The 25,331-nt window shown below is 56.1% G+C and carries 20 protein-coding genes; 10 read left to right on the top strand and 10 right to left on the bottom strand.

The genetic code is table 11. The features are described 5' to 3' along the window. Position 1: 1 nt before the first annotated feature. From ACT3RW_RS13945 to ACT3RW_RS13930, 4 genes are all read left to right on the top strand, one after another. The gene (locus tag ACT3RW_RS13945; RefSeq protein ID WP_131089067.1) at positions 2–1,099 is read left to right on the top strand and encodes an alcohol dehydrogenase catalytic domain-containing protein; all 1,098 of its coding nucleotides are present in this window, start codon (positions 2–4) and stop codon (positions 1,097–1,099) included. 16 nt (positions 1,100–1,115) lie between these two features. After that, entirely contained in the window at positions 1,116–2,180 is a 1,065-nt protein-coding gene (locus ACT3RW_RS13940) for an ROK family transcriptional regulator (RefSeq protein WP_444614147.1), read from the top strand. 68 nt (positions 2,181–2,248) lie between these two features. Next, a complete protein-coding gene (gene ppgK, locus ACT3RW_RS13935; RefSeq protein ID WP_444614146.1) occupies positions 2,249–3,058 on the top strand; it encodes a polyphosphate--glucose phosphotransferase in 810 nt (269 codons plus the stop codon). Between the two features lie 7 nt (positions 3,059–3,065). Further along, on the top strand, positions 3,066–3,881 hold the full coding sequence (locus tag ACT3RW_RS13930) for an HAD family hydrolase (protein WP_444614145.1): 816 nt from the start codon (positions 3,066–3,068) through the stop codon (positions 3,879–3,881). On the opposite strand, the gene ACT3RW_RS13925 is transcribed toward ACT3RW_RS13930, so the two are convergent. The 3 genes from ACT3RW_RS13925 to ACT3RW_RS13915 are packed head-to-tail and all read right to left on the bottom strand — an operon-like array spanning position 3,878 to position 6,574. After that, a complete protein-coding gene (locus ACT3RW_RS13925) occupies positions 3,878–5,086 on the bottom strand; it encodes an amidohydrolase (protein ID WP_444614144.1) in 1,209 nt (402 codons plus the stop codon). The genes ACT3RW_RS13930 and ACT3RW_RS13925 overlap by 4 nt on opposite strands. Before the next feature lie 12 nt (positions 5,087–5,098). Beyond that, a complete protein-coding gene (locus ACT3RW_RS13920) occupies positions 5,099–5,818 on the bottom strand; it encodes a hypothetical protein (RefSeq protein ID WP_444614143.1) in 720 nt (239 codons plus the stop codon). A 9-nt stretch (positions 5,819–5,827) separates the two neighbouring features. Continuing rightward, the gene (locus ACT3RW_RS13915) at positions 5,828–6,574 is read right to left on the bottom strand and encodes a DUF5058 family protein (protein ID WP_444614142.1); all 747 of its coding nucleotides are present in this window, start codon (positions 6,572–6,574) and stop codon (positions 5,828–5,830) included. A gap of 241 nt (positions 6,575–6,815) precedes the next feature. Between ACT3RW_RS13915 and ACT3RW_RS13910 the strand changes: the two genes are divergently transcribed. Next, complete coding sequence (locus tag ACT3RW_RS13910; RefSeq protein ID WP_444614141.1) at positions 6,816–7,781, top strand: Lrp/AsnC family transcriptional regulator; 966 nt, start codon at positions 6,816–6,818, stop codon at positions 7,779–7,781. Positions 7,782–7,921: 140 nt separating this feature from the next. Here the strand turns inward: ACT3RW_RS13910 and ACT3RW_RS13905 are convergent, their stop codons facing one another. From ACT3RW_RS13905 to ACT3RW_RS13895, 3 genes are all read right to left on the bottom strand, one after another. Then, entirely contained in the window at positions 7,922–9,325 is a 1,404-nt protein-coding gene (locus tag ACT3RW_RS13905; RefSeq protein ID WP_444614140.1) for an NAD-dependent epimerase/dehydratase family protein, read from the bottom strand. Positions 9,326–9,488: 163 nt separating this feature from the next. Then, on the bottom strand, positions 9,489–10,994 hold the full coding sequence (putP, locus tag ACT3RW_RS13900) for a sodium/proline symporter PutP (RefSeq protein ID WP_444614139.1): 1,506 nt from the start codon (positions 10,992–10,994) through the stop codon (positions 9,489–9,491). Between the two features lie 134 nt (positions 10,995–11,128). After that, the gene (locus ACT3RW_RS13895; RefSeq protein WP_444614138.1) at positions 11,129–12,091 is read right to left on the bottom strand and encodes a LysR substrate-binding domain-containing protein; all 963 of its coding nucleotides are present in this window, start codon (positions 12,089–12,091) and stop codon (positions 11,129–11,131) included. Positions 12,092–12,328: 237 nt separating this feature from the next. Here ACT3RW_RS13895 and ACT3RW_RS13890 point away from each other — a divergent pair, with 237 nt between their 5' ends. After that, the gene (locus ACT3RW_RS13890; protein ID WP_444614137.1) at positions 12,329–15,847 is read left to right on the top strand and encodes a bifunctional proline dehydrogenase/L-glutamate gamma-semialdehyde dehydrogenase; all 3,519 of its coding nucleotides are present in this window, start codon (positions 12,329–12,331) and stop codon (positions 15,845–15,847) included. 68 nt (positions 15,848–15,915) lie between these two features. On the opposite strand, the gene ACT3RW_RS13885 is transcribed toward ACT3RW_RS13890, so the two are convergent. After that, the gene (locus ACT3RW_RS13885) at positions 15,916–16,515 is read right to left on the bottom strand and encodes a hypothetical protein (RefSeq protein ID WP_444614136.1); all 600 of its coding nucleotides are present in this window, start codon (positions 16,513–16,515) and stop codon (positions 15,916–15,918) included. Between the two features lie 137 nt (positions 16,516–16,652). Here ACT3RW_RS13885 and ACT3RW_RS13880 point away from each other — a divergent pair, with 137 nt between their 5' ends. After that, on the top strand, positions 16,653–17,204 hold the full coding sequence (locus ACT3RW_RS13880; RefSeq protein WP_131089056.1) for an acyl-CoA thioesterase: 552 nt from the start codon (positions 16,653–16,655) through the stop codon (positions 17,202–17,204). 3 nt (positions 17,205–17,207) lie between these two features. On the opposite strand, the gene ACT3RW_RS13875 is transcribed toward ACT3RW_RS13880, so the two are convergent. Both ACT3RW_RS13875 and ACT3RW_RS13870 read right to left on the bottom strand, forming a co-directional pair. Continuing rightward, a complete protein-coding gene (locus ACT3RW_RS13875; protein ID WP_444614135.1) occupies positions 17,208–17,819 on the bottom strand; it encodes a phosphoribosylanthranilate isomerase in 612 nt (203 codons plus the stop codon). Then, on the bottom strand, positions 17,816–18,802 hold the full coding sequence (locus ACT3RW_RS13870) for an acyl-CoA thioesterase (protein ID WP_444614134.1): 987 nt from the start codon (positions 18,800–18,802) through the stop codon (positions 17,816–17,818). Before ACT3RW_RS13870 ends, ACT3RW_RS13875 begins: the two co-directional genes overlap by 4 nt. Positions 18,803–18,890: 88 nt before the next feature. Between ACT3RW_RS13870 and ACT3RW_RS13865 the strand changes: the two genes are divergently transcribed. From ACT3RW_RS13865 to ACT3RW_RS13855, 3 genes are read left to right on the top strand one after another with little or no spacing between them, the layout of a single operon-like run. After that, complete coding sequence (locus tag ACT3RW_RS13865; protein ID WP_444614133.1) at positions 18,891–20,633, top strand: ABC transporter ATP-binding protein/permease; 1,743 nt, start codon at positions 18,891–18,893, stop codon at positions 20,631–20,633. Next, positions 20,630–22,390: an amino acid ABC transporter ATP-binding/permease protein gene (locus ACT3RW_RS13860; protein ID WP_444614132.1), complete on the top strand. Its 1,761-nt coding sequence runs from the start codon at positions 20,630–20,632 to the stop codon at positions 22,388–22,390. Before ACT3RW_RS13865 ends, ACT3RW_RS13860 begins: the two co-directional genes overlap by 4 nt. Positions 22,391–22,429: 39 nt before the next feature. Further along, the gene (locus ACT3RW_RS13855; RefSeq protein WP_444614131.1) at positions 22,430–24,208 is read left to right on the top strand and encodes an FMN-binding glutamate synthase family protein; all 1,779 of its coding nucleotides are present in this window, start codon (positions 22,430–22,432) and stop codon (positions 24,206–24,208) included. On the opposite strand, the gene ACT3RW_RS13850 is transcribed toward ACT3RW_RS13855, so the two are convergent. After that, entirely contained in the window at positions 24,205–25,269 is a 1,065-nt protein-coding gene (locus ACT3RW_RS13850; RefSeq protein WP_444614130.1) for an enoyl-CoA hydratase/isomerase family protein, read from the bottom strand. The genes ACT3RW_RS13855 and ACT3RW_RS13850 overlap by 4 nt on opposite strands. Between the last annotated feature and the right edge of the window lie 62 nt (positions 25,270–25,331).

Raw genomic sequence — 25,331 nt, 5'->3', positions numbered from 1 at the left:
GGTGCGCTTGATCCAGGCCGCCGTTCTTGAACAACGAGAGAATCAGCAACCCTACGCCGAACACCAACCGCTTTCATTGCGTGAAGTGCAGCTTGATGAACCTGGTCCTGGCGAAGTGCTGGTGCGCATCAACGCCGCGGGGTTATGCCATTCTGATCTATCGGTGATTGATGGCAACCGGCCACGGCCTCTACCTATGGTGCTTGGACATGAATCGGCGGGCATTGTGGAACAGGTCGGTGCCGGGGTGCAGCTGGCAGTGGGCCAGCAAGTCATTTCGGTGTTCCTGCCACGCTGCGAGAAGTGCCAAGCCTGCGCCACCGGAGGAAAGCTACCCTGCACTGCCGGTACCGAAGCCAATACCGCAGGAACGTTGCTCACTGGCACTCGCCGGCTGCAGATGGATGGCCAGGGGGTGCACCACCATCTGGGTGTCTCTGCCTTTGCTACTTATGCCGTGATGGATGCACGCAGCGTGGTGCCGGTAGGAGCTGATATTCCCGCTGAAGTAGCTGCCGTACTTGGCTGCGCGGTACTCACCGGTGGCGGGGCCCTGCGCAATGCAGCCAAAGCTACGGGTGCAGAAGATGTTGCGATCGTTGGGCTCGGCGGAGTAGGCATGGCCGCTTTACTGGTGGCAGTAGGTCAACGCACCACAGGCAAGATTCTGGCGATAGATGCCAATGAAGACAAATTGACCACAGCCTTGGAACTAGGTGCTGACGAAGCCTGTACACCGCAGGATCTTTCCGGGCGTAGCGCCAGCATCGTGATTGAAGCTGCGGGACACCCACGAGCTTTTGAAACCGCGCTGGCCGCTACCGCTGTTGGCGGGACGCTGGTGACCGTGGGGCTTCCTGCACCAGGGGCGATGAGCAGCATTGAACCACTGTCGCTGACGGCTGGGGCAAGAACCATCATCGGCAGCTACATGGGCTCAGCCCTTCCAGCCAACGACATTCCCTGCTACGAAGGCTTATGGCGCGCAGGAAAACTGCCAATCGAGAAGTTGGTGCGTACCCGGCCGATGGCGCAGATCAATGAGGCGTTAGATGAATTGGCTCAGGGGCGTTCAGTTCGCCAAGTACTGCTGCCTTGACCAGTAGGATTGAGGGGTGACTGATTCGACCGCCGGTCCACGAGCACTGGCAACTCTGACCGACATCCGGGTGTTTGATTACCTGTGCACCGCACCGGCGACGCGCACCCAGATTTCTGCCGACCTTGGCATCTCCAAACCCACTGCTTCTCAAGCGATCTCACGATTGCAGGAGAACGGTTTGGCCCTGGCCATTGACCGTCCCTCTGAAACGAAGCGCGGACGTACCCCAGAACGCTACGCGCTACGCGCCGAGTTTGGTCACCTGCTCGCATTGTGCCTGCAAGCCGAATCCTTGCAAATTCGCGCCACCGATCTGGCGGGCAACATTTTGGTGGATCGGCTCTACGCTTTGACCCCGCACAGTAGCGCCGAAGAAGTCGAAAAGATGGCGGGCACGGAGATCACCCGGGTACACAAGCAGTTGCGCTCGCCGTTGCTTGCTGCTGCAGTCAGTCAGGCAGCTCCGGTGCTCCGTGAGGATTCAGAACGCGTAGTTCCCACCGAGATTTTCCCTGCCTCAGGCGCCAACTTGGCTGGACTCTTTGATCAGAAGACGCCAGTGGTTTTGGACAATGACGTGAACTGGATGGCGGTAGCCGAAGCCGAGAACAGCGACGGCTCACTAATGATGCTCTACATCGGTGCCGGTCTTGGTGCTGGATTGGTCATTGACGGAAAGCTTCATCGCGGACGTCACGGTACTGCCGGCGAGCTGGAGAACCAGCTGCTCGGTGAAAAGAACCTACGCGAAGTATTGGGTGAAGCTGGCATGTTCCAGACCCGCGTGCTCTGGGAGAAGCTGGCAGATCAGCGCACGTGGAAACCTTTCCTGAGGCCACTGAGCCAGGTGGTGGCGAATTTGGTCGGTTTTGTTGACCCGCAACAGCTGGTCGTTAGTGGGCCTGCGGTCACCGAAGAATTGTGCCAAGCACTGGCTGACGAGGTTAATGATCGATTGCTGGTTCCAGTGCAGGTTCATTCTTCTGCACTCGGAGCCCAGGCTGCCGCACATGGAGCCATTGCTGGTGCGCGCGAAGTCGCATTAGATAAACTTTGGGAAAACTACCGCGAACGTTGACCAAACGGCGGAACCAATATATCGTAAAGAGTCCTTAAAATTTCTTTGCACCGCTGGGGAGAATCCTGATGGCATCATCTGACGCATCGGCAAGTAAGTCGCAGTACGCTGCCATCGGCCTTGACATGGGCGGATCTTCGATCAAGTACGCCTTGGTCGGTACCGACGGAAGACTTGTCGAAAGTACCGTGAATAAGGCGACCACCCCAGAGGGTGCTCACCCAGACGCTGTGGCCGAAGTTATGGCGCAGATCATCATCGATTTGCAGAAGGTCACCGGCGAGGATCTTGCCGGCATTCCCGTGGGCGTCACCGTGCCAGGCATCGTCATTGACGGTGTAGTGCACTCGGCAGCAAACATCGACAAGGCATGGATCGGCCTTGACGCCACCACCATGCTCGGCAAAGTCTTGGGCCGCGAAGTCCACGTGCTCAACGATGCAGATGCCGCAGGCGTAGCTGAAGTCTTTGCTGGCGCAGGTTCCAAGGACGGCATTCCACTCAAGGGCAGCACCTTGTTGCTGACCCTGGGCACCGGAATCGGTTCAGCATTCTTCCGTGATGGTGTGCTCTTCCCTAACGTGGAATTTGGCCACCTAGAAATCGACGGATTTGATGCTGAAAGCAAGGCAGCCGCACGCGTTATGCGCGAAGAGGACCTGAGCTGGGAGCAGTACATTCAGCGACTGCAGCGCTACCTGTCGCACGTTGAATTCTTGTGCAGCCCTGACTTGATTGTCATTGGCGGCGCAATCTCCGAGGACCACGAGCACTTCTTGCCTAAGCTGGAGTTGCGGGCAAAAGTTGTGCCTGCGCAATTCAACAACGCCGCTGGAGTGTTGGGCGCAGCGCAGCGCGCCATGCATCCAAACAACTAAGGAACTAATGCATACCATTGACCCGAACGCCCAAATTAAGCTCGTTGCCGTTGACATGGACGGCACCTTTTTGGACGGAGACGGTCAAATCCCGGATGACGCTTGGGCCGTGATTGACCAGCTTCAGGCTCGCGGCATCAAGTTTGTGCCCGCCTCAGGCCGGCAGTTCGCCACCCTGCGCGAGCAGTTCGCGCAGCTCGGCGAAATCGCCATCATTGCCGAAAACGGCACCGTGGTGATGGATGGCGACAAAGAAATCTACTCCAACATCATCGATTCGGCATCTGTGGATGCGGTCATTGATGCGGTCCGAGCACAAGAAGCGCTGGATGCTGGATTGGTGTTGTGCGGACGACGTACTGCTTATGTTGAACGCAATGACGAAGAATTCATGCAGGCAGTCGCACCGTACTACCGTGCAGTTGAGGTCGTTGAAAACCTCAATGACGTTGATGATGAAATCATCAAGATGGCAGTGAACGTTGGCACCAGTAAGGTCCAAGAAATGGCTGATGTGCTTGATGTTCCGCTGCAGGTTGTCATCTCTGGAAGCCACTGGGTTGACGCCATGAACCACGGTGTACACAAGGGACTAGCTCTTGGTGCGCTGCAAAAGGAACTAGGCATCAACCATGACGAAACTGTCGTGTTTGGTGATTACCCTAATGATCTGGAAATGATCAAGGCAGCCACCTACTCCTTCGCCATGGCCAACGCCCACCCCGACGTTGCTGCAGCCGCGAACTTCACGGCCCCAGCCAATACCGAACACGGTGTGCTGCAGGTCTTGCGCGCCTACCTTGAAGGTCGCACAGCCCTCTAGCGCCCCAAGTAGTGCATTAATCCTGCCACCGCGGCACGAACTCCGGTATCCAGCGCTCCACGGTATTCCGGCAGGAAAAATGGCGAATGGTTGACCGCAGGCGAAGCATCTTGCGGGTCAGCGCCGCCAAACATCCAAAAGACATTTGGCACGCCGATGGCATCGGCCAGTGCGCCAAAGTCTTCGGATCCCATCGCTGGGGGAGCCAAGCGGATCTGATCTTCTCCGAACTCTTCACCAAATGCCGATACCAGCTGTTCGGTGTGCTGCGGATCATTGTAAAGACGAGGGAAAGTATACAACTCGGTGATCTTCGGTTGTGGCGCATCGGATGCCTCAGCTTCTGCATTGATGATGCGAGTGACAGCGGCCAGCACCTTGGCACGTACCGGGTCGGTGAGCGTGCGGATATTTAAGGTGAACACAGCGGAATCTGGAATGATATTTTCCTTCAGCCCAGCGTGGAAGGAACCACAAGTCACCACGGCAGAATCCAATGGGTTGAGCTCGCGTGAGGTGATGGTCTGCAATCGGGTAATGATGTTGGCGCCCAGCACTATCGGATCAATAGAATCCTGCGGCTGGGATCCGTGGGCTTGTTTGCCGTAGAGGGTCACCTCCAAGGAGTCGGCCATCGCCATGGCAGATTCAGGGGTCACCGAGATCGTGCCGGTGGCAAAGGGGAAAACATGCTGGCCCAGCACCACCTGCGGAAGTGGAACCTTCTCCCATAATCCGTCGGCCACCATGGCGCTAGCTCCGGCGCTGGTTTCCTCACCCGGCTGGAAAATGAAGATGACGGTGCCCTGCCACGAAGTGGAACTGCGGACCAAGATTCGTGCCGTAGCCAGCGCACTGGCCCTATGGGTGTCGTGCCCGCAGCCATGCATCACCGGTACCTCGGTGCCGTCGGAAAGCGTGCCGCGTGCGGTCGAAGCATAGTCGACCTTGGTGTCCTCCTGGATGGGCAATCCATCACTATCGGCCCGGAAAGCCACCACTGGTCCCCGACCATTTCGCAGGATGCCCACCACACCGGTGCCCCCGCACCGGAAGTTTTCGATGCCCATATCGGTGAGCTGTGATTCGATGAAGCTGGCGGTATTGTGCTCCTGCATCGACAGTTCCGGACTCTGGTGCAGGTGCAGGTAGCCCTGGTGTAGTTTGTTGGTTTCGATCTCGGTGAGCTGAAGTGTGGTTTGCACGGGGAGTACCTCTTAGCTTTCTGAAGTGTAGGTTTTCTTGCGGTCGCGCAATACCCAGGAAAAGGCGGTGGAGCAGATAACCAGGATGGCGGTAGCGAACATCGCCAAGGATGGGGCTAGAGGGACAAACACAAAGGTCATCAGCAGCGCTAATACGATGGCAATCACGGTGGGTCGCAACGACTTCATCGCCACAATGCTCTGGACCAATACCGCCCCCATCAGTGACGGCAGAATGTACAGTCGGGCCGCGTCGGTGATCTCTGCGGGAATCAGCGAAACCAGCCACGTTCCCAGCAGACCTACCAGAAGCAGCAAGCTGGTCAGGTGCACCGTTGCCGCACCACAGATAGCCATCACCGCAGCCAAGTCCCCGCGTTTGGTGCCAGGCTTGGCACCAATGGTGGACTGAGCAACGATGGCCGCTGGCAGTAGCTTATTGGAGATGTTGCCGATCATGAACGCCTGGTACATGGCAGCAGATCCAAGAATCGGGAAGTACGTCAGTGGCTCGACAATCCAGAGCACTCCAAAGGTTCCGGCCACGGCGAGGAACGCCACCCAGACCATGGACCCGGTGATCTCCAGTCCGCTGAAGAACGCGATGTAAATTGGACCAATCAGTGATAGCACCAGTCCAATGATCATGGTGTTTCGACCATAGCGGCTGGTTTGCTTTTCAAAGCGCTCGATCGAGGCATCAGCGCTGGAAAGTTGTGGTGCCGCAGTCATGATGATTCCTTAAGCGGTGTGCAAGAAATAGGCGGCAATAATCGAGACGACGATGGAAATACCCAACGCCCATTCCTTCATCCATTGGAGCTGAAGCGTCTTGGCCAGATAGAGGCACAAGCCCATCATGGCCGCGAAGATGAAGACCAGAATCATGTGGACGTTGGACTTTGGCAGTTCCGCGATGGTCAACGCGCTGAAAGCCCCGAGCAGAGCTGCGGTAGGCACCAGAGCCATCACCGCAGGGTTACGTTTGGCTAGATTATTTCCACCTTTTTTGAGCAGTGGAGTCATGATCAAGGTGCAGATCATCCATATTGCACCGGAAAGGCTCATGGCCATAAAGGCCACACCGAAGACCTGCTGGGTGTAAGTCTCACCGCCGAGGGCAGCTCCCATGGTGCTGGCCGAAATGCTGGCTGAGCCGGTTTCTGCAGCGGCCGATCCGATCAACCCGATGCGTACCAAAACGGCTGGGGTGCCGAAAAGCGCCAACAATGCGATGGCTACTAGCACCACGGCGAGGGATGGGCCGATGGACGCAACAGCGCCAGCACGGAAGGATTCCTTGACTTCCGCCAAGGGCATGTCCACATGCGGTGCTGCCTTTTTTACGGCCCTTTTGTAGAGCACGCACTGTACAAAGATGACTGCATAGACACCTAGTGCGCAGAGCCAAAGTACTGGGGAGTTGGCAAGTGCCCAGATGTCTGTGGAACCCGGATCACCTGCCGCCATAATCTGTTGCGCTTTCATTAGCGCTCCTTGCCCTGCGAACCATTGATATGAGGCACGTCTCTGTGGGTCTCAACGATCCGCTATCACAGTACAGCTGACAAGATCTGAAAGGTTTAGCCAGATTCTTGTCTAAACACCCAGTTTGATGCGCAGTTCTCACCTGAAAATGGAGGAAACCGCGCCATTTCAGTTGAAACAAAATGGTATCTAGGCGCAAAAGTGATTGCTTATTGGGGAGTTTGGCCTGAAATTTGAATCTATGGCTGATATTCAAGTATTGGGTGAAGTGGAACGACGTATCGTCGTTGCGCTTCAGGTAGATGGCAGAGCAACATGGCGAAAGATTGCCAAAGTCATTGGTGAACCGGAAAGAACGGTCGCCCGCTATGGTTCAGCATTGTTAGATGAGGGCAAGGTCAAAGTTGCAGCCATCGCTCATCGTAAGGCCGCGGTCATTGCTTCACTCAAGTGCGCGCCTGGAACTATACCTGTAGCCATTGAAGCTATCTCGCAGCGCTCAGATACTTCATTCACTTACATGGTTACCGGCGAGAGTGACGTGGTTAGCGAACTACATTATGACGGTGGGCTTGAAGACATTCTGACCTTGCAATTGCCGGCAACACCCGGACTGAGCAGCATTCAGATTTATCCGATTCTGAAATACTTCAAGACTGTTCGAGCGTGGAGGGCAGGATCGCTCAGCGATGCTCAGGAAGCCGCGCTCACTCCCAGCGTAGGTGGGGAGCTCACCACGTGGAATCCTGCCGATGGCATGACCGATATTGATCGCTTGATTGTTGAGGTCCTGCGCAACAATGGCCGGGCAAGTATCGACAGCATTTCTCGGCAGGTGAGGATGAGCGAAACTTCGGTTTCGCGCCGAGTGGACGCCCTGCTACGAGGAGAACATATCAGTATTCGCACGTTGGTTGATCCTGCGCTGATGGGGTTCCAAGTCGAAGCACTATTGCGGATTCAAGTTTCACCAGCCAGCGTGGACGCGGACGGGAATAAGCTCAAAACGTTGCCACAGGTCCGCTATGTAGCGGCAGTGGCTGGAGACGCTCAGCTGCTGGTAGAGGTCACTGTTGCTAGTCAGCGGGATCTTTACGAATTCATTGCCGCCACCGACTGGGGCGAGATGGTCCAGCTGCGCACTTCAATGGTGCTCGGAGCGCGCAAGCGTGGTGGACGAATGGTCGAAGAATTACGTTATAGGTAAGAGCGTAGCGTCAAATACGGCACTACAAAGGTCAAAATCTAATGAATGAGCCCCGCCACTCCAGCGTTCACCTGTGACTAGGTGAGAGCTGAAGGTGCGGGGCCAACGGAAGTGAAAAAATTTCAGATCATGGCAAGGCTTTATCCGGAGACGGTGGACGCAAAATCTGTCTCTTGGAATTCAAAGCCTGCGTGGGCAAGAACTTCGCTGGTGACCTTGCGTCCGGTCAATGCAACGCGTGCGTTGGAGCCCATGACCGCGGCACCAATCTTTGGCAGTACCGAGCCGGTAGGAATTCCTGGCAAGCCCGCGACGGAGCGTAGCGCCGCCATCACCTCAGCGTTACGCAGCGGCGTAGGACTGGCGGCATGTACCAGCCCGGCAGGGATCTGCGGGGTTTCAAATCCAAGCATGCACCGAATGACTCGAAGCCAGTCCTGCAAGCCGATCCAGCTGAACCACTGTTGCCCGTCGCCCATGGGTCCGCCAAGACCGGTATTCACCAACATATTCAGTGGACCAAGCAGCGGTGCATCGGGGTGCATCACCAACGAGGTGCGCAGTACATAACGCTGTGCTGCATTAACGTCAGCTTCGTCAAAAGCCTGTTCCCAGGCCGAGGCGACACCGGTCATTTCTGGTAGCGCGCGACGGTCCGTTGGTAGCGGACTGGACTCGGTGAGATCCGCTTCGCCGGCATCCCCAAAGATGGCGGTGGTGCTGGACTGAATCCAGGTAGCCAATTGGGGCGCGGAAGCTGCAGCATGCGCCAACGTTTGGGTGGTGGTCACGCGCGAGTCAGTCAGCGCAGCGATATTTGCCGGAGTATTTCGCTTGTCCACTCGCTCACCAGCAAGGTTGATCAGATGCACCGGATGCTCACTATGAAGCACTCGGGTCCATGGACCTTGATGGACGCCGTCCCAGGTATATTGCTCTGCGGGGAAATCTTCTGCGGTTTTGCGGGTGAGCACAGCTACCGAGATGCCACGGCAAATCAGATCAGCCGCGAGGTTTCTACCCAGGAAGCCTCGGCCGCCTGCAATAACCACTTGGGCGTCTTTCTTGCGGTGAGCTGTCGGAGCGGTGATCTTATACAGTCGTGCTGCAGCTACCGCGAAGTCTTTACATAGTGCATTGGCCACGGTGAATTTAAACGCGGTAGTACCGGGGCCGGAGAGGTTCACGGTGAAGTGCAGCAGGGCGCCGCCCTCATGCTCATCAACCTGCCAACGTAGGCTCATAGAGCCACCGGGCTGCGGCTGCGTGAACTCAACCATGCGGGTCTGGTGATTGCGTCGAGTGATCGTGCCAGTGGGCGCAGTATTCCGGTGTAACGGGCCGAAGATCTTGCCAGGAGCTAGAAGATCTACTTTGGTTCCGACGCCGCGCTGGTCATCGTGAACAACAAATCCGTCGAAGCTCTTCATCCATTGGCCAGTCTGCGACAGGTTGCCAACAATCGAATAGACGGCGTTGGGGTCGGCGGCCAGGAACTGGGTTTCGGTGCGCTGCCAGTGGGTAAATTTATTCTGGGTGCTCATCGTGCTTGTTCCTTCCAGCTCGGTACATCGGGCATAGCCCAAGGCTACTGGGCGCGGCTATGTTTTCTACGTGCGACATCGGTGTGTGAAGGGCATGAAAAAGCTCCCCGTATCCTCAAACCGTGAAGGTAACGAGGACAGGGGGAGCTAGATCAACTAGTGCTTAGGCAGTGACCTTTGCGCCGACTTCCTGTTCCATCTCGGAGAACTCCGAATCGATGGCTGGATTTGGACGGTAGGTGGCCCGAGAGACCAACCAAGCAACCACCAAGGCTACGACAAAACCAGGAACGATTTCGTACATAGCCGAGGACAGTGGCTTGATATTTCCCCAGATAAAGACCACAACTGCGCCGGAAACCATGCCAGCAAAACCACCGACGGCGGTTAGCTTGCGCCAGTACAGAGCCAACAGAACGATCGGGCCGAAGGCCGCACCGAATCCGGCCCATGCGAAGGAAACCAGGTCCAGAATCGAGGAGTTAGGGTTCAACGCAAGCAACGCTGCCACGACGGCAATGAGCAGAACGCCTGCTCGGCCGAGGTTTACCAGCGCCGTAGGTGAAGCCTTGCGACCGGTGATGTTGTACAGGTCTTCCACCAACGCAGAGGAGCAAACGATCAGCTGCGAGGACATGGTGGACATGATGGCTGCCAACACAGCGGCCAAAACCAGGCCAGCAATTAGTGGGTGGAAGAAGATCTGGCTGAGCAGCAGGAAGACGGTTTCGCTGCTTGACTTATCCAGAGGCTTATCAGCAAAGTGCGCGACACCAATGAATGCGGTCAGTACTGCACCCAAGGTGGTCAGGAACATCCAGGTCATGCCAATTCCGCGGGCGGCCTTAGCTTCACCCGGGGAGCGCAGAGCCATGAAGCGAACGATGATATGTGGTTGGCCGAAGTAGCCCAGACCCCACGCTGCGGTGGAGAAAATTGCTACGGCTGCCACGATCCAGCTGCTGTCGTTGAAGGATGAGAACAGGTTAAAAGCTTCTGGATTCACTGCGGTAATATGCGAACCGAGAGTCTGGAAATCACCCATGCGAATCACGGCAACAATTGGCACTGCGATCAACGCAGCGAACATCAAAACACCCTGAACCATGTCGGTCAAGGAAGCTCCGAGGAAGCCGCCGAAGAGGGTGTAGAGCAGGGTAATGACGGCAACGACGAACATGCCGGTGAGGTATGGCCAGCCGAAGGAAGCCTCGAAGAACTTGCCAGCGGCCACCATGCCCGAAGAAACATAGAAGGTGAAGAACACCAGGATGATCACGGCGGAGCCGATGCGCAGCAGGTGCGCATTATCCTTCAGACGCTTCTCAAAGAAGCTCGGAATGGTGATGGCGTTCTCCGAGATGGCGGTGTAGGAACGTAGTCGCGGAGCGACATACTTCCAGTTCAGCCACGCACCGATGAGCAGGCCGATGGCAATCCATGCTTCGTGCAGGCCGCCTAGGTAGATGGCGCCGGGCAGGCCCATGAGCAGCCAGCCGGACATGTCGGAGGCGCCGGCGGACAGCGCGGCAACCCATGGTTTCAGGCCGCGGTCGGCCAGCATGTAGTCGTCGATATTGTTGGTTCGGCGATACGCGACATAGCCGATGCCAAGCATGGCGGCCATGTAAATTGCGATCGCGATCATCTGGAAAGTCTGGTCGGACATTGTTCCTCATTACCGTTGCTGTCCCGAATCGTTGACGTGATCCGGAACGCGGATTCAAGTGGTGCGCGTCACCACTATGACACGAAAGGTCTGGTTTCCCGCAAGTGTCATAACAGTTGTGATGGTCGATACTTCTATTCGACCGTATCGAAATCTTTGGGCGTAGCCAAAATTACAGAGTTGTTTGCGTCACTCATTCCCGGTTGTGCATGGAGCATATTGCGCACGGCCTGAATGCCCGGGGATTTGGTGGATGAATGCCGCATGGCGGTGAAAATGGTGCGGGCTGGGGCGCCGGAGAGATCCACGGTACGCAGGGTGTGCTGGTTGGAACGCAACACTAAATCCGGCAACATGGCAACAGCATTTCCAGTTTGAACCAGTTCCACGTGCGCCTGCAGGTCGGCGGTTTCGTACCGCAGATCCGGTTCAAAACCTGCCAGTCGGCAAGCCTGCAATGCCCAATGGCGGCTGGCGGCGCCATCGGGTTCAACCACCCACGGCAAGCTGGCCGCATGTTCCAATAAGGTGACTCGATCAAAGTCTTCATTGCCAACCGACCCCAAGACTGGCAGGGCCAAACGAATCGGGTCATGAGTCAATACCCTGCGGTCAAGGTTGGAATAGTGTGGGGCTGAGTGTCCTGAATATTGCTCAGCGACGACCAGGTCAAAGGTTCGACTGCTGGTTTCTTCCAGCGCGTCAGCCGGTTCTTGCTGGCTCATTTCAACCCGAAGTTGAGGATATTTTTGGCGCAGTTCGCGCAACACCGGTGGCATGAGTGCGAGCATGGCGGTTTGGAAGACGGCCAGCCGTACGGTGCCAGCAACTGAGGACATGGTGCCAGCCAAATCTGCGTCGGCCTGTTCCATGGCTTCAAGCAAAGTTTCGGTGTGGGCCACCAAGAGCTGCGCCTGGGCGGTGAGCTTCAGGGTGCGGCCGGTGCGTCGAAGTAGTTGTACTCCAGCCTCGGCTTCCAACTGACTAAGCTGTTGCGAAACCGAGGAAGGAGAGTAGCTCAGCGAATCGGCTACTTCGGCAATGGTTCCGCGGATGCTTAGCTCGCGCAACAGTCGTAATCGTCGCAGTTCAAGCACGGGTTTTCCGCCGTTCGGTCGGGTTTGAAAAGATGCGTAAAGATACATTAGCAAACCCGAACAAATATCTTCGGTTTTGTTCACTTTTGCTTAACGCAACTTAGGTTCATACTCGAAATTGCACACAGCTATTTTGTTCGGGAACACAGCAATCGCTACCCGCCAAAAAAGCCATAACGACTTACGCGTTCGGTGCCGAACCAAGACTGAAATAATTTGCATCGAAGGGACCAATAAGTGTCTTCTCTCTCCACCCAGCACGCCGTGCCAGCAGCAGTAGATGTTGATGGCAATCCGCTCACCTCACCGGCAGATCTTGCCGATGAAGTTATTGCCTTGGTGCGCCGTTGGCTCACCGAAGCAGCTGACTATCCGGTGGATGCAGCGGCTGCCCGACTGGCAGGTGTGCTCAAAGATCCCAACGGCCTGGACTTCACCGTGGGATTTGTTGACGGCGTTATTCGCCCTGAAGATCTCAACGTTGCCGCAGCCAACCTGAAGAAGCTGGCACCAAAGGTTCCAAGCTTCCTACCTTGGTACATGCGCAAGGCCGTGGGTCTCGGTGGAGCCATGGCGCCGGTAGTGCCTCAAATCGTTGTTCCTATCGCGCGCAAGGTTTTGCGCGAAATGGTGGGACACCTGATCATTGACGCGTCCGAAGCCAAACTGGGCGGAGCAATCAAGAAGATCAAGCGTGACGGGGTGAACCTGAACGTGAACCTGCTGGGCGAGGCCATCTTGGGCGAGGGCGAAGCCGCCCGCCGTCTTGAAGGAACCACCACCCTGCTTGAACGCGATGACGTGGACTACGTCTCCATCAAGGTTTCTTCCACTGTCGCCCCGCACAACCACTGGGCCTTTGATGAAGCGGTGGAGCACATTGTTGAAAAGCTCAGCCCGCTGTACGCACATGCGATCAGCAACCCTAAGAAAAAATTCATCAACCTGGACATGGAAGAGTACAAGGATCTTGAGCTGACCATTGCGGTCTTCACCAAGATTCTCTCGAAGCCAGAGTTTAAAGATTTGCCGGCCGGTATCGTCTTGCAGGCCTACTTGCCAGATGCCCTCTCGGCAATGATTCAGCTGCAGGAATTTTCCGCAGCACGTGTAGCCGACGGCGGAGCGCCAATCAAGGTGCGCGTGGTCAAGGGCGCTAACCTGCCGATGGAAACCATGGAAGCTGACATCCACGGCTGGCCACTGGCTACCTGGCACAGCAAGCAAGACTCGGACACCAGCTACAAGTCCGTTCTGGAATACGCCTTGCGCCCAGAGCACGTGAAGAACGTACGTATCGGCGTTGCCGGACACAACCTCTTTGATGTTGCCCTAGCTTGGCTACTGGCCAAGTCCCGCAATGTCACGGACGGCATTGAATTTGAAATGCTCCTTGGCATGGCCACCGGCCAGGCCGAAGCGGTGCGTAAAGAAGTCGGCTCCCTGCTGCTGTACACCCCGGTAGTGCACCCACAGGAATTTGACGTTGCAATCGCTTACCTGATTCGCCGCCTTGAAGAAGGCGCAAGCCAAGAAAACTTCATGTCTGCGGTCTTTGAACTCTCAAAGAATGAACAGCTTTTTGAACGTGAAAAGAACCGATTCTTAGCTTCCTTGGACGCACTGACCGATGTGGTTCCTGCACCACACCGCGTACAGGACCGAAACATTGAAGATCCAGCCTTGGCGCAGCGCGTTGCTGGTTTTGCCGATGGAACCACCGAATTCTTCAACACCCCGGATACCGACCCGGATCTTTTGCAAAACCGTACCTGGGGCCGCGAAATTCTCTCCAAGATGCGTGACTCCTCGCTGGGCAAAGACTTGGTCAAGGCGAACACCATCAACGCCGCCGGCGAATTGGATGAAGCCATCGCCATGGGTGTTGATGCTTCGCAGGCTTGGCAGGCGCTGGGATCAGCAAAGCGTGCCGATATCCTGCACCGCGGTGGACTGCTCTTTGAAGAGCGTCGCGCCACCTTGCTGGAAGTTCTTGGCTCCGAGTGCGGCAAGACCATTGACCAAGGTGACGTTGAAATCTCTGAGGCCATCGACTTTGCCCACTACTACTCGCAGCTTGGCCGCGAACTGGACTCAGTGGACGGCGCAGAATACGTACCATCCAAGCTGACCGTGGTGACTCCACCATGGAACTTCCCGATGGCCATTCCTGCAGGTTCAACCCTTTCGGCGTTGGCTTCCGGCTCGGCAGTGATCATCAAGCCAGCGACTCAGGCAGCTCGTGTTGGTTCGGTTATGGTGCAGTGCCTGTGGGACGCTGGCGTGCCAAAGGATGTACTGCAGCTTGTCTTCGTGGGTGATCGTTCGTTGGGTCAGCAGTTGGTTTCCGATGAGCGAGTAGATCGTTTGATCCTCACCGGTGGTTACGAAACCGCAGAACTCTTCCGTTCTTTCCGCAAGGACCTGCCACTGTTGGCTGAGACCTCGGGTAAGAATGCCATTATTGTTACCCCAAATGCAGACCTTGATCTAGCTGCCCGCGATGTAGTGCAGTCGGCTTTTGGTCACGCCGGACAGAAGTGCTCAGCGGCCTCGCTGGTAGTTCTGGTTGGATCGGTTGCTGACTCACGTCGGTTTAACAACCAGCTGATCGATGCGGTCAAGTCGCTGAAGGTTGGCTACCCGTGGAACCCTGAATCGCAGATGGGCCCGTTGATCGGTGAACCCGGCGAGAAGCTCAAGCGCGGTTTGACCACCTTGGGAGACGGTGAGCGCTGGGTAGTTGAGCCAAAGCAGTTGGATGACTCCGGCAAGCTCTACTCTCCCGGTGTGCGCTACGGTGTGCAACGTGGCAGCGAATACCACAAGACCGAATACTTCGGCCCAATTCTTGGTGTGATGACCGCGGCGACTCTGGAAGAGGCAGTGGAAATCGTCAACGAGGTGGACTACGGACTGACCTCGGGACTGCATTCCTTGGACCGTGGCGAGATGGCTTACTGGATGGATAACATCCAAGCAGGCAATATCTATGTCAACCGTGGCATCACCGGTGCTATCGTTCAGCGTCAGCCATTTGGTGGTTGGAAGAAGTCCGCTATTGGTGCAGGCACCAAGGCCGGCGGCCCTAATTACCTGATCGGTATGGGTAGCTTCAAGGATGCTCCGGTGAAGGACACCGCTGCTTTGTCTCGCTTTGATGAGCGACTACTCGCAGCGGCCGAGCTGGATGAGTCACAGCTGCAGTGGCTGACCGCTGCTTTGGGCAGTGACAAGTACTGGTGGAACGCTGAGTTCAACAAGGCCAAGGACCGTTCCGGTCTGCAGGCTGAGCGCAACGTTTTCCGCTACTGCTCGGTGGATGTCACCGTGCGCTTTGAGCAAGAAACCAGTGGCCATGGTTTGGCTGAGGCTTTGCGCGTTGTTGCTGCCGGCGTCACCGCAGGCTCCCGCGTATACCTCTCGGTGGATGCGCAGCTTTCAACGCAGGTTCGTGGCTTGCTGGCTGAACACTCGGTGACCGTGGTGCGTGAAACCAGCGACCAGTTTGCTGCTCGGGCTGCCAAGCTTGCGGCGAAGACCGGTCCGGATTCGGCAGCTCGGATCCGTTTGATTGGTGGATCGATCAAGGCGGTTGCCGAGGCAACCGACGGCAAGCCAGATGTCGCCATCTACGCTTCGCCAGTGACCGGTGCCGGACGAGTAGAGCTACTGCCATTCCTGCACGAGCAGGCAGTATCTATTACCGCCCACCGTTTTGGTACGCCAAACCACCTCAGTGACGGTTTGGTCTAAGCGCTCATAACAAGAACTACGGACGGCACCTGCCCAAGGCAGATGCCGTCCGTAGTCTTATGTGGACGTTATTTCTTGAAGGGCTTGTACTTGGCCATGTAGAAATCGGCCAACGCAGCAAGCACCGCTGGTACTACATAGCGGGCCATGCTCACCAAGACAAAGGTAGTAAGGGATCCGTGATCCGAGGTCACCGTTGCCTGCGCGAGGAATCCCAGGCCAACGGCCGAGAGAAGACCGATGATCCATCCAGCAAGCTGGCGTGAGCGCAAAGTAAACCAACCGGCCAGGGCGAGCACTGGTAGCAGTAAGCCCCACACGGTGAAGTAGCCACTGAACTGGCCGGTGAGATCAAGCGCGGAAACCAGGAACCAGTCACCGTATTCGACAGTGTCCAAGACGGGTAACTTCAGCAAGATATCCAAGATCTGTGAGAGCAGAACCAGTGCCATGGCGAAGATCTTGGTGTCCTTGCGACCAGGCAGTAGCCAGAAGCTAGATATGGCCAGAACACGGATGACCCAAAGAGCCACAATGATCAGCAAGCTTCCGCCAGTGACATAGTGCGCTGTGGCCAATAAGGTGGATCCGGCAATGCCGACAATCAAGGCGAGCCAGACTCCAATAAGTCGGGCTGGCAGTTGAATCAGTGGTTTTTCTTCGCTCACTTGGTCAAGTCTAATAATGCTCGCTGTGCAAGCGCTGTTCTGCGTCATGGCTGGCGGCTGGGCGTGCAGCGCACCCAAGGGAAATTTCAGAGAACAGCGGACTAGGCAGAAAAGTTACTGAGCGGTAATGTGATGGTATGCACATGATCTTCAGAATTCTTATGCTCTTTGTTAACAGCAAAAAGTCCAGCAAGCTCACCATGTTTGATACCAGCTCCGTGCAAATGCGAGCCACACTGACCGACATCGACTTTGCTGGGCATATCAATAACGGAATGTACTTCTCGATCTTTGATTTGGGTCGTTTTGATCTGATGTTCCGCTCCGGGGTCTGGGACATCATGCGCAAGAACAAATGGACGCCAGTGGTTCAGACCGAAACCATTACCTTCCGTAAGTCTGTGCGTCTGGGAACCAAATTCTCGCAGGAGACCAAACTGCTGGGGCTAGATGACAAGTGCATCTACTTCGAACAGCGCATTGTGGTTGACGGAGAAATCTACGCCCGCGGTTACATTGCCACCCGCATGACCTCAAGCAAGGGTGCAGTATCCAACGAGCAAATCCTCGCCGCCGTAGGCTTGGATGTTCCTGAAGACCGTGTAGTTCCAGAATGGTTGCACCAGTGGCGCGAACAAGGAGCACTGCCCGGCTCGCGCAAACCGGCACCACATAACTGGGTGGGCTAGAAACTATTCAGCTTTCGCGGCGTCAAGGAACTGAGCAATCAGCAACGGGTCTTTGACGCCGCGTGATGATTCAACACCAGAAGAAACATCTGCTCCGGTGGCCCCGGAGATTCTCAACGCCGGGGCAACATTGGCAGGGCACAGCCCGCCGGCTACTAACCATTTGCGTCCAGCAGCCAATTCACGCACGGCAGCGTAATCCCAACTTTCACCGCTGCCTGGCACGGAGGCATCGATGAGCAAAAGCTCTTCGCCCCAATCAGTGAATTCTTCCGCAGTGGCATCACGACGTACGGCGCGGATGACCTTAAACCCAGCAGCCTGGACCTGAGTCACGTCCTCTTTGGTGCGCTGGCCATGAAGCTGAACCCAGCCCACCTGTGCTTGTCTCGCCCTTTGAACCACGGTAGGGATATCTTCTGAACGGAAGACCGCAACGGTGGCAATGTCTTTCGGAACTAGTGCAACAAGAGTTGCGGCGTCTTGCGGAGCAATTTCCCGAACGCTAGAAGTCAGCACAAAACCGATCGCATCTGCGCCGTGGTTTATGGCTACCTGAACATCTTCGGCAGTGGAAAGTCCGCAGACCTTGACCAACGGTTGTACATTGTTCATGAGGCGCTCGATCCTACCAGGTGCACTGGTGTGTAACCGCCAGGTGCGTTAGCTCGAATGGCCACCAACTCACGAGCGTGCTCCCACAAGCGCCGGTCCTCTTCACTGACCGGAACCCAAGGCTTGACCGGAACGGCAGTTCCCGTCTCGTCGCGGGTGACCATCACTGTCAGGCAGTAAGTGGTTAGATTCATTTCGCGTGATTTCGGATCACCGGAGCGCACATGGACAGCGACGTGCATACCCTTGCTGCCGGTGTATACCAAGCGAGCTTCTACCTCAACCAAATGTCCAATAAACAGTGGCTGATAAAAACGCACGCCACCGGAGAAAACAGCAACAGTATCCTGCTGGCAGTAACGGGCAGCGCAAAGCTGGGCAGCCTCATCGATCCACTTCATCACGATGCCACCGTGGACTTTACCGCCCCAGTTCACGTCTGTTGGTGCTGCCATGAACCGAAGGGTAACGCGTTCGGCGGTGCCAGCATCCGTGTATTGCTGATCTTTCATCGACGCAACGATCTGTTCACGGATCTCAATGCGTGCCAGCGCGTCGTCGCGCAGTTCTATTTCACGTACCGTGCCCGGGCTGAAACTAGGCACCGCGGTTGGTTTGCCTGATTCATCCACAGCAACAAAAATCACCAGACAGTTACTCGATGCCACGGGGCGCAGTTCGCGTGGATCTCTGAAGGAAACTTCAGTCTGAATGTGCATGGAGCTGGTTCCGGTGTAGACCACTGAGGCTGTTACTTCTACAAGATCACCGGAGTGAATCGGATCAGCAAAGTGGATATTGCCAACGTAGGCGGTGACGCAATAGCTAGTGGACCAACCTACAGCGGCAGCGTAAGCGGCCTTGTCAACCCACTCAAGTACGGTGCCCGCTGGAACCATCCCGTTGACATCAACGTCAGTAGGGGCGGCAAGAAAACGCAGGGCAACGGAATGGGGGCGCTGTTTTAGCTCCGAAGTGCTCATGCACCAAGTTTCTCTCACAAGCGCTCTGAGCGGCAATGTGTGACAAAGCCCCTGCAATCCGTCCCTGAATCTGTCCTAGGATAGTGATGTGCGTAGGCTTTTTGGAATTCTCTCAGCAGCAACGGTAATGGTCGTGGCTCTGAGTATCTTCGCTGCCGCAGCTACCGCCGGATTGGTGATCTTACTGGGACAGGGATTTGACCTGTTCTATCGAGGCGAATCCCCAGACACACGTTGGTACATCGGGGTTGCCGGTGAATTACTTGCCCTGGCACTATCAACGTTCTTGGTCCCTGTGGTTATTGCGCACGATAGCCAACAGCTCACCGCCTATCATCGTTCCAAGCTGCTCAAGCATTACCTGTCCATCGGTCCGCTGGCCGTTCGACGGGCCGGCGAGGGAGAGCTGGTGCACTCGGCCATGGATTTGGTGGAACGCTCGGTGAAATTCCGTTCAAGCTTCCTTGGCCCAGCCAGTGCCGCGGTGGCCACTCCCGTATTAATCCTTGTGTTCATTGCACTGTTTATTGACCCGCTCAGTGCCATTTTGCTTTTGATCCCCACCGCCTTGGTGCCGGTCATCGTCTTGGGATTCCAGAAGCGCTTTGGGGGATCCGCCGGTGAGTACCGCAGGGCTCAAGGAATCTTGTCGGCCACCTTCTTGGATGCACTTCGCTCACTAAATATGCTCAAGCTCAACGGTGGCAGTAGCTGGATGGGCGAAACCATTGGGTCGGCAACCGAACGGGTGCGCCAGCAGGTCATGAAACTTTTGGCCCGCAACCAGCTCATCCTCTTGGTCATTGATTCCAGCTTTGCGGTGTTGCTCTTGGCAAGCTCCGCGGCTCTAGCCTGGTGGCGAACCAGTTCAGGGGCCATGAGTCCAGGTTTGGGATTCGCACTGATCATTCTCAGCTATTTGATGCTTGCTCCGGTGAACTACGTAGGTAGTTTCTTCTACATCGGGATGACCGGGCGGGCAGCAGAGAAAAAGCTAGCCGAAATTCAAGACATTCCGATGCACCCTTCGATGGCCAACCCACTGACCGTCAATCTGTCGCAGAACGGATTGTTCATCGAAGATCTCTGCGCGAGTTACAACAACGCCGATCTGGCACTGAACAAGATTAATCTCCAATTCCCCGTCGGATCCCGAACAGCTATTGTGGGTCCCTCCGGAAGCGGCAAGAGCACCCTGATTCGGGTGTTGCAAGGACAGCTGCAATCCTCGGCCGGGATCATTCATGACGGCCGCCAAGCCATGGGTCCTGCCACTCTTAAGGCGAATACCGCGGTGGTTGAACAGCAAGCCACACTATTCGGCGTGAGCCTAGCTGCGAACCTGCGACTAGGTGCACCTAACGCCACCGATGAACAACTCAGGGCGGTGATCAGCCAAGTCCGGATGGACTCATGGCTGGCAGATCAACCCCTGGGACTTGACCAACCACTGGGTGAAGGTGGGGCCCGGCTCTCCGGTGGCCAAGCGCAACGGCTTGCCTTGGCTCGTGCCCTGTTAGCACAGCGCCCAGTGCTCTTACTTGATGAACCCACCAGTGCCTTGGACGTGCACAGCGAAGCAGATATTCGCCAAAGCCTGAGAGAGCTTGGCTCATCAACAACGATCATCACCGTCACCCATCGTCTTGGACTATTAGCCGATTTTGACTACGTCGTGGTCATGGATCAAGGACGAGTTATACAGTCCGGGCCGCGCGAACAACTGGTGAATCAAGACGGTTATCTCAAAGGCGCATTAAACGATCTGTCACAGCGCACCGCGCAGCTACAGGCTTCAGGTCTACGTGCCTTGGGGGAGGGGAAAGCATGAGTCAAGAAAAGAAGCGCACTGTCTCCACAGTCTTCTGGCTCATCGGTACCACTAAGGATCTGGTACCACCGTTGGCGTTAGCCAGTGTTTTCTCGTGCCTGACGCGTCTGGCTTCGTTGAGCATTTACGTTCTTGCCGGCATTGGGTTGAGCAAGGTGCTGGGCCTGAACAGTATTGAAGTGCTCAATTCTTTGAACTGGTGGTTGCTGGCAGGATCCATCGTGGTTCTGGGCCTTGCTAAGGGCGTGCTGCGCTACCTGGAACAATATGTGGGACACCGCGTAGCGTTCCTGTCGCTAGCGCGTCTACGGCGGCGGATGTACGCAGCCTTTGAACGCCAAGCTCCCTACAACGCGGCCACTAAAAATTCCGGACGCCTACTGGCCCGAGCCACCAGTGACATCGACAAGGTTGAAGTGTTCTTCGCGCACACGCTACCGCCAGCGGTAGCCGCGGTAGTGATCAGTGCACTGGCTACTTGGGCAACGTGGATTTACTTCGGCGAACTTCCCGCGTTGATCCTACTTTGTGCTTACACGCTGATAGGCCTGATCATTCCACTCATTGGGGTGCGCACACTACGGGCCAGCTCGGCAGCTACGGCTTCTGCAAGAGGAGCGCAAAACCAGCTGATGAATGAAGCGATGTGGGGCATAGAAATCCTGCACAGCTTCCGCGGCGGCAACGAGACACTGAGAAAACTGCGTGAGAGCACCAGCCAATCAGGGGCTGCCAGCCTACGCACCGGTACCATCACAGCGCTACGCGCGACACTCACCCAGCTGACCATCTGGGGAAGTCTGCTGGCCCTGTTTATTGTCCTGGGCGGCCAACATCAGTTGGGTGCTCTGGTGATCTTGGGCTGCGCCGCTGTGCCTTCCTATGAAGCGGTACGAACCGTTGATGGGTTTGTGCTTGGACTCCAGGATTCGCTGGCTAGCGCTCGTCGGCTGCATGCCACAGCCACCCAAAAGCCCGAAGTGGCCGAAGTGGCCAAGCCAAAAGAACTCCCTGAAGCTGGCGCCCTAAAGATCAACGATGTGGCAATCAGCTACGGGTCCCAGCAAGTGGTCAGCGGGCTAAATCTCGAACTGAATCCCGGGGGCATGGTGGCTCTGGTTGGCGAGAGCGGATCAGGGAAATCATCGATTGCTTCCGCTGTGGTTAGAGCGGTGAACTTCACCGGGTCTATCACCTTTGGCGGTGTAGACATCACCGAAGCTGCGCTGAGCGAACTGCGGGAAAAGATCATGTTGGTCTCCCAGGAGGCAGCGATGGTTCGCGGAACATTGCGTGAAAACCTGCTTTTGGGTCACGAAGGCATCAGTGATGAAAAGTTGGAAGAAGTACTCGAAGAGTTGGGCCTGAGCACTTGGCTACAACAACAGAAATCCGGGCTCAACACGCGCTTAGGGGATCGGTCCTCAAGACTCTCTGGAGGACAGCGTCAACGGTTGGCATTAGCTCGGGCACTGGTCCGTGAACCTGCGGTGTTGATTCTTGATGAGTCCACCAGTGCATTGGACACTGCCAGTGAAGAACTAGTGTTGCAGGCAATCGGACGCCGGCGTCAGCACTCAATGAGTGTCATCATGATAAGCCACCGACTGGCAACTGTGGGCCATGCGCAGCAGATCTTGGTGTTGGAAAATGGTGCAGTGGCTGAAAGCGGAAACGCCGGGCTGTTGCTGGGGCAGAAAGACTCGCTGTTTGCACAAATGGCCATTCGTGAGGCGGATCGAATCCTCCCTGCGTAGATGCCTGACAATCACGTCCTAAACTATTAGGCTCGCACCATGATGCGTATAGTGGTTCTCCTGTTCTTAGGTGTGCTCGCGACCGGTTTTGTGATCACCGCAATCCTGGCCAGTACCTCTGGAGGATGGGTCTGGTGGATCTTGGTGGCGCTAACCGGGCTTCTGGTCTTGCTTGGAGTTCGGGACCTTGTGCAGAAAAAGCATGCGATCTTGCGCAACTTCCCCATTGTGGGGCACGCGCGTTACCTCTTTGAATTCATCCGCCCAGAAATTCAGCAGTACTTCATCGAGCGCAATACCGATGGCAAACCTTTTGACCGTGATACTCGCTCCCTGATTTATGCGCGTGCCAAAGGAGCCGACAGCCACAAGGCCTTCGGTACTGAACGCAATGTGAACGAATTGGGCCACGAGTACCTGCTTCATTCGGCGGCGCCAGTTGCTCCTCCCGCCAGTCAGTTCAGAGTCAAAGTTGGTTCCAGCCAATGTACTCAGCCCTATGAGATTTCGTTGATGAATATCTCCTCGATGAGTTTCGGCGCTTTGTCAGCTAATGCTGTTTTAGCCATGAACAAGGGTGCTGAAATGGGGGAGTTTGTCCATGAAACCGGAGAAGGCGGGCTGACTAAGTACCACCTGGAGTACGGGGCAGATCTGTTCTGGGAGATCGGGTCAGGTTACTTTGGCTGCCGTACCCCCGAGGGACGGTTCAACCCGGAAACCTTCGCCAAGAAGGCTAACCACGAGAAGGTCAAGGGCATCACCATCAAGCTCTCGCAGGGTGCCAAGCCCGGATTGGGCGGTGTGCTTCCGGCAGCAAAGGTCACCGCAGAGATTGCGGAAGCCCGTGATGTTCCGATGGGTGTGGATTGCATTTCCCCAGCTAGCCATGCCGAGTTCTCGACTCCACGAGAACTAATGCATTTTGTCGGTAAACTGCGTGAGCTTAGCGGCGGCAAGCCAATCGGAGTGAAGTTCTGCGTTGGTTCGCGTACCGACATCATGGCGCTGTGTAAGGGCATGCTAGATACCGGCATCCTGGTTGACTTCATCACCGTGGACGGTGCTGAAGGTGGCACGGGTGCAGCTCCGCTTGAGTATGAAGACCACGTTGGCGCACCGCTCACCGAGGGGCTGATGCTGGTGCACAATACGTTGGTTGGTGCGGGACTACGTGATGAAATCCGATTGGCGGCCGCGGGCAAAATTGCCAACGGATCTGACATCATCAAACGCCTGATTCAAGGTGCCGATTTCACCTTCTCCGCGCGTTCAATGATGATGGCCACCGGTTGTATCCAAGCTCAGCAATGCCACACCAATCACTGCCCGGTGGGTGTGGCTACGCAGAACAAGCGGTTGATGCGAGCCTTAGACGTAGAAGATAAAGGGCACCGCGTCTACAACTACCATCACCTGACAGTTACTGAATCTGCACAGATCATGGCATCAATGGGGCTCACCAGCCCGACACAACTAAATACCCGAATGCTACGTCGCCGGGTCAACCTACAGTCAACCAGGTCCTATGCTTCGCTGTTCCACTGGCTTCGTCCAGGCGAACTGCTTGACGAAGCCCCCGGGTCTTGGAAGGAAGACTGGGAGGAAGCGGACTCAGATCACTTCGGCGAGCACGCACCATTGCATTACGAAGAACCAATGGGCGTGGGCATTGAAGCCAGCGTCGTGCGAGAGCCTCAAGATGCGGTGAGCGCACCGCGTATTGAACCTAGGGAATCAGCGAAGGTTCGTCCGGTGCATTCGGACGTCACCCGACCCGAAGGCCGACCCGAAGGCCGACCCGGAGTCGACAGCTAAAGCTGAGAATCACGCACCAAGGACCGTAATTCGTCCTGGTCAACTTCGCCTACCAGCGCAGGAGACCAGTGCGGGTTGCGGTCCTTGTCTAACACCTGAGCACGGATACCTTCAGCCAGATCAGGCCGATACATCAAGAACCGTGCCAAGCGTAATTCGCGGTCTAATGCGGAGCGCAGATCTTGTTCAACGCGGGCCTCTCGCACCGAATGGAACGCTCCACAAATGCTGGAGGGCGAATTAGCTTTCAGCAACTGTGCGGCTTGATCCGCCGCCGGGTGCACCATCTGCTCCAAACGACTAATAACTTCTTGCGGGGTATCGGCGCTGAACGCGTGATCAACCCAGCCTTGGATTTGTTCAACTCCGTGAGACTCGGGCGCCCCATGAAGTACCTCGATAGCTGAGATGATTTCTGCTGCGGAAAGTCCGAGGAATTCATCAAGCTCATCCAAGATGTTCTCGGCAAAGGAGTCGGTCACTACAACGTCAGCAAACCCCATGAAGACTGCATCCGCGCCGGCGAATGAGGTAGCGCTCATGGCGAAGTATTCCCCTAGGTGTCCTGGAGAGTTGGCCAGCAAATGACTTCCACCCACATCAGGGGTGTAGCCGATTTTGGCTTCGGGCATCCCCAATTTTGCGCTTGCCGTGACAAGCCGGATCGGCGCATGAGATGCCAAGCCCACGCCGCCACCCATCGTGATGCCGTGAGCCAAGGTGATCAGTGGCTTGGGATAGGTGGAAATAAGATAGTCGAGATCAAACTCCAAAGACAGCAGGTTGATGAAGTCCTGATGTTTTCCGGTAGTGATCGCTTGATGGAAATCTGCAATGTCCCCGCCAGCACAGAAACCCCGCTCGCCGCACCCCGTCAAAAGAACCAGTTGGATCGATGGATCCTCGGCCCATACTTTCAGTACTCTCGTCAGCTCAGTGAGCATCTGAAGAGTTAGAGCGTTGAGCTTAGCGGGGCGGTTGAGCTCTATGTGCCCAATGGGTCCATAAACATGTGAGAGAACCGTAGATCCGTTGTTGGTTTGGTTGTGAGCGCTAGTCATCAAAAGACTCTCTTGATAAATTCTTAGGCACGTGCGGTGCCAAACGGTCAGGGCCAGGTTCT

It is taken from the genome of Glutamicibacter sp. AOP5-A2-18 (assembly GCF_052446055.1).
GTDB lineage: Bacteria > Actinomycetota > Actinomycetes > Actinomycetales > Micrococcaceae > Glutamicibacter.
This window is presented reverse-complemented; position numbering and strand designations above follow the sequence as displayed.

Excerpts from the sequence above, each read along its gene's own strand:
- ppgK (WP_444614146.1), top strand. The coding sequence starts at position 2,249 with ATGGCATCATCTGACGCATCGGCAAGTAAGTCGCAGTACGCTGCCATC.
- ACT3RW_RS13930 (WP_444614145.1), top strand. The coding sequence starts at position 3,066 with ATGCATACCATTGACCCGAACGCCCAAATTAAGCTCGTTGCCGTTGAC.
- ACT3RW_RS13920 (WP_444614143.1), bottom strand. The coding sequence starts at position 5,818 with ATGACTGCGGCACCACAACTTTCCAGCGCTGATGCCTCGATCGAGCGC.
- ACT3RW_RS13915 (WP_444614142.1), bottom strand. The coding sequence starts at position 6,574 with ATGAAAGCGCAACAGATTATGGCGGCAGGTGATCCGGGTTCCACAGAC.
- ACT3RW_RS13910 (WP_444614141.1), top strand. The coding sequence starts at position 6,816 with ATGGCTGATATTCAAGTATTGGGTGAAGTGGAACGACGTATCGTCGTT.
- ACT3RW_RS13905 (WP_444614140.1), bottom strand. The coding sequence starts at position 9,325 with ATGAGCACCCAGAATAAATTTACCCACTGGCAGCGCACCGAAACCCAG.
- putP (WP_444614139.1), bottom strand. The coding sequence starts at position 10,994 with ATGTCCGACCAGACTTTCCAGATGATCGCGATCGCAATTTACATGGCC.
- ACT3RW_RS13880 (WP_131089056.1), top strand. The coding sequence starts at position 16,653 with ATGCACATGATCTTCAGAATTCTTATGCTCTTTGTTAACAGCAAAAAG.
- ACT3RW_RS13875 (WP_444614135.1), bottom strand. The coding sequence starts at position 17,819 with ATGAACAATGTACAACCGTTGGTCAAGGTCTGCGGACTTTCCACTGCC.
- ACT3RW_RS13870 (WP_444614134.1), bottom strand. The coding sequence starts at position 18,802 with ATGAGCACTTCGGAGCTAAAACAGCGCCCCCATTCCGTTGCCCTGCGT.
- ACT3RW_RS13860 (WP_444614132.1), top strand. The coding sequence starts at position 20,630 with ATGAGTCAAGAAAAGAAGCGCACTGTCTCCACAGTCTTCTGGCTCATC.
- ACT3RW_RS13855 (WP_444614131.1), top strand. The coding sequence starts at position 22,430 with ATGATGCGTATAGTGGTTCTCCTGTTCTTAGGTGTGCTCGCGACCGGT.
- ACT3RW_RS13850 (WP_444614130.1), bottom strand. The coding sequence starts at position 25,269 with ATGACTAGCGCTCACAACCAAACCAACAACGGATCTACGGTTCTCTCA.